The organism is Actinomadura sediminis (genome assembly GCF_042675525.1).
Lineage (GTDB): Bacteria > Actinomycetota > Actinomycetes > Streptosporangiales > Streptosporangiaceae > Spirillospora > Spirillospora sediminis.
In genome coordinates, this window is the sequence record NZ_JBHTJA010000214.1 from 1 (window position 1) to 3,822 (window position 3,822).

Below are 3,822 nucleotides of genomic sequence, written 5' to 3' on the forward strand. Positions count from 1 at the left end.
GGGGGACGCGGCCGCCGGCGGGGCGGTGACGAGGGCGGCCGCGGCGAGGCCGGCCGCCGCGGCGGCCAGGCCGGCGGCGGTGCGGGCGCGTCCGTGACGCTGGTTCATGCGTGCCTCCAGGGGGGAGCGGCGCGCCCCGATGGCGCGCCGGAGACACCGCACATGGTCGAGGAACCGACAAAGGGGACGTAAGGCAAGAAGATGACTAAACGCGTGTGGACCCGTTGGCACGTCGAGCATGGATCCGCAGGCGGCGCGGGGAGTCGCGGCCCGCCGCCCGATCGGCCGGCCCGCTGGGCCTCCCCAGCGGGCCGATACCGGCGTACAACGGGAAGGGACGGGGGGACCGGACGAGCGCCGGCGGAACCCCCGCCACCGGTCCCCGCGCGGAAGGCCGGGAGGGCCCATGGGCGTCGAGATCCGGGTGGAAGGGCTCAGGAAGTCGTTCGGGCGGCAGGTGATCTGGGACGACGTGTCCCTCACGATCCCGGCGGGCGAGATCTCCGCGCTGCTCGGCCCGTCCGGGACCGGCAAGTCCGTGTTCCTCAAGAACCTCGTCGGCCTGCTGCGCCCCGACCGCGGCCACGTCTACGTCGGCGGCGGCGACGTCCCCCGCCTGCGCGAACGCGACCTGTACCGGATGCGCCGCACGTTCGGGGTGCTGTTCCAGGACGGCGCCCTGTTCGGCTCCATGAACGTCTTCGACAACATCGCGTTCCCGCTCCGCGAGCACACGAAGAAGGGCGAGGCCGAGATCCGCCGGATCGTCCTGGAGAAGATGGACATGGTCGGGCTGTCCGGCTCGGGCGACAAGCTGCCCGGCGAGATCTCCGGCGGGATGAAGAAGCGCGCCGGCCTCGCCCGCGCCCTCGTCCTCGAACCGGAGATCATCCTCGCCGACGAGCCCGACTCCGGCCTCGACCCCGTCCGCACCGCCTACCTCAACCAGCTCTTCGTGGACGTGAACGCCGAGTTCGGGACGACCTTCCTCATCGTCACCCACGACATCGGCACCGCCCGCGTCCTGCCCGACAACCTCGGCCTGCTGTTCCGCCGCGGCCTGGTCATGTTCGGGCCGCGCGAGATGATCCTGTCCAGCACGCACCCGGCGGTGAACCAGTTCTTCAACGCGCGCCGCGAGGGCCCCATCGGGATGGCCGAGGAGAAGGACGTCGCGGAACTGGCGGCCGAGAACGCCCCCGCGCCGCCGCCCGCGCCGATCCCGCCGCAGCTCATGCCGAGCGACGGGCGGATCCGGCCGTCCATGCACCGCCCCGGCGAGTGGCTCGCCGCGCACGGCGTGACACCGCCGCCCGGCTCGTTCGTCGACGAGAACGGGCGCGACTGGCGCACCGAATGGGACGCGCTCGTCGCGGCGAGGCGGCACCCCCGCCCGTGACGCCGTCCGTCCGGATCGGGAGGATGGCCGGGTGACGCTCCTCCTGAACCGTTCCGACCTCGAAGGGCTGCTGGAGCCCGCCGGGTGCCTGGACGCGCTCCGCCGCGGCTTCACCGCGCCCCCGGCCGAGACCCCGGCGCACCGGACGATCGCCCCGCTGCCCGGCCCCGGCACCGCCACCGCGCTGCTGCCCGGCCTCGTCGCCGGAGTGCCCGCCTACACGGTGAAGGTGAACGCGAAGTTCCCCGGGAACCGCCCCGCGCTGCGCGGCGTCGTCTGCCTGCACGACCTGGAGACCGGCGAGCTGCTCGCCCAGCTCGACTCCGCCACCGTCACCGCGTGGCGCACCGGCCTCGCCGCCGCGCTCGGCACCCACGCGCTCGCCCGGCCCGGCGCCGGCGCGGTCGCCGTCGTCGGCGCGGGCGCCCAGGCGGAACTCGTCCTGCGCCGCCTCGCCGAACTGCGGCCCGTCCGCGCGCTCACCGTCTGCGACCTGGACGCCGGACGCGCCGCCGCGTTCGCCGCACGGCTCGGCGAGCGGCTCGGCGCGCCCGCGTCCGTCGCGCCCGACCCGCGTGCCGCCGCCCGCGGCGCCGAGATCGTCGTCACCGCCACCTGGGCGCGCCGCCCGCTCCTGCACGCCGCCGACGTCGCGCCGGGCGCGCACGTCACCTCCCTCGGCGCCGACGAGCCCGGCAAGGCCGAACTCGGCCCCGGCCTGCTGAAGGACGCCCGCGTCGTCGTCGACGACGTCGCGCTCGCCGCCGGCGCGGGCGTCCTCGCGGCCGCCGGCCTCGACGGCCGGCACGCGGCCGGGACGCTCCGGGACCTGCTGCGCGGCGAGGTCCCGGGCCGGCTGCGGGACGAGGAGGTGACCGTGTACGCGCCCGTCGGCCTGCCCTGGCAGGACCTCGCGCTGAGCTGGGCCGCCTACGAGGCCGCCCGCGCCGCCGGGACCGGCCGCGAGTACGACTTCCTCGCCTGAGCGGACCGGCCCGGCTAGAGGACGAACTCGTCGAGGACGGGGACGAGCTCCTCCTCGTGGTCGAGGTGGGCGATCACCTCGCGCGTGAGGCGGTCCACCTCGGCGGCGAGGGCCCCGGTGGCGACGGTGTCCGAGCCCAGCACCGCCCGCAGCCGCGCCAGCAGGTCCTTCAGCACCTCGTGCTCCTCGCGGAGCCGGGCGACGACCGGCGCCAGTTCGGGGTGCGCGCGTTCCACGCCGGGGAACACCATCGCCTCCTCGCCCTGGTGATGGTTGTCGAGCCCCTGGCAGAACGTGAGGCAGTTGACGCGCAGCTGCGCGCCCAGCGTCGTCCCGGACGCGGCCACCTCCCGCCGGATGCTGTCGAGTTCCCTGCGGAACTCGCCGTGGATCCGCCTGATCGACTGCCCGAGCGGGCCGCGCGGCGGGCCGTCGTGGACGGGGGTGAGCGCGACGACGGGCAGCGTGCGCCCCGCCCTCTCCTCGTACCCGGCCCATCCGGGGTCCGCCTCGGCGGCGCGCGCGAACAGCCGGTCGCGTTCCTCGCCGGCGAGGACGACCGCGTCCGCCTCGACGGTGAACGCGCCCGTCTCGATGGTGACGCGCGGGTTCGCGACCAGGTTGTGGAACCAGGCGGGGTGCCGGGGCGAGCCCCCGGCGGACGCGATGACCAGCAGCCGCTCCGGCCCGTCCGGCAGGTACCCGAGCGGGACGGTGTGCCGGGCGCCGGACCGCGCGCCGGTCGTCGTCAGCAGAAGCAGCCGGCCGCCCTCGAACATGCCGCCGACCCGGCCCTCATTGGCGCGGAACTCCTCGATGACCTGACGATTGAAATCCATTCTGCGGTGTGTCTCCTTTTGTTTTCGGGCAGGCGTGATCGGCCATGGGGGCGAAACGCGGCCATGGCTGGAAAAAGGGCTGGGAAAAGCGCGCCGAAGCGATTCGGGTGGCGCGGAAGGACGGCACGCGCGGTGCTCGCACGAGAGGCGATGCCCGTACGAGAAGCAGTGCGCGTACGGAGAAAGAGAAGGTGGGAAGGGTGGGGCACGGGCCCGCCTCGGGATCACTCCGAGGCCGGGTGCCTCACTCGCTCCTGGCCCCAGCGGGCCGACCCGGCAGTCACGGACAAGAAATTATCAGCACGGGCCGGTCGATGCAATCGCGCATTTCACAGATTCTCGCGGTTCGCGAGCGCGGCGGCCTGGGTGCGGTTGGCGACGTTCAGTTTCGCGAGGATGTTGGAGACGTGCACGCTCGCGGTCTTCGGCGAGATGAACAGCGCCTCGGCGATCTCCCGGTTGTTGCGGCCCTCGGCGACCAGCTTCAGCACCTCCCGCTCCCGCGCGGTCAGCGCGCCGAACGGCCCGCCGCCGGGCGCGCGCCCCGCCGGCGCGGCGAGCCGGGCGCGGGCGCCGAGGGCGCGCAGCGCCTCCAGGCG

4 protein-coding genes are annotated in these 3,822 nt (G+C 74.7%); 2 read left to right on the forward strand and 2 right to left on the reverse strand.

Going from position 1 to position 3,822, the window contains the following annotated elements:
* Nucleotides 1-406 precede the first annotated feature (406 nt).
* Nucleotides 407-1,399, forward strand: coding sequence for an ABC transporter ATP-binding protein (locus tag ACFQ11_RS37265; RefSeq protein WP_378307605.1), 993 nt, complete (start codon nucleotides 407-409; stop codon nucleotides 1,397-1,399).
* A 31-nt stretch (nucleotides 1,400-1,430) separates the two neighbouring features.
* Nucleotides 1,431-2,384, forward strand: coding sequence for an ornithine cyclodeaminase family protein (locus ACFQ11_RS37270; protein ID WP_378307607.1), 954 nt, complete (start codon nucleotides 1,431-1,433; stop codon nucleotides 2,382-2,384).
* A gap of 14 nt (nucleotides 2,385-2,398) precedes the next feature.
* Here ACFQ11_RS37270 and ACFQ11_RS37275 read toward each other — a convergent pair whose 3' ends face one another.
* Nucleotides 2,399-3,223, reverse strand: a complete 825-nt coding sequence (locus ACFQ11_RS37275; protein ID WP_378307609.1) for a nitroreductase/quinone reductase family protein — start codon at nucleotides 3,221-3,223, stop codon at nucleotides 2,399-2,401.
* A gap of 329 nt (nucleotides 3,224-3,552) precedes the next feature.
* On the reverse strand, nucleotides 3,553-3,822 hold a 270-nt coding region (locus tag ACFQ11_RS37280), incomplete at its 5' end, for a response regulator transcription factor (protein ID WP_378307611.1).

Excerpts from the sequence above, each read along its gene's own strand:
- ACFQ11_RS37265 (WP_378307605.1), top strand. The coding sequence starts at position 407 with ATGGGCGTCGAGATCCGGGTGGAAGGGCTCAGGAAGTCGTTCGGGCGG.
- ACFQ11_RS37275 (WP_378307609.1), bottom strand. The coding sequence starts at position 3,223 with ATGGATTTCAATCGTCAGGTCATCGAGGAGTTCCGCGCCAATGAGGGC.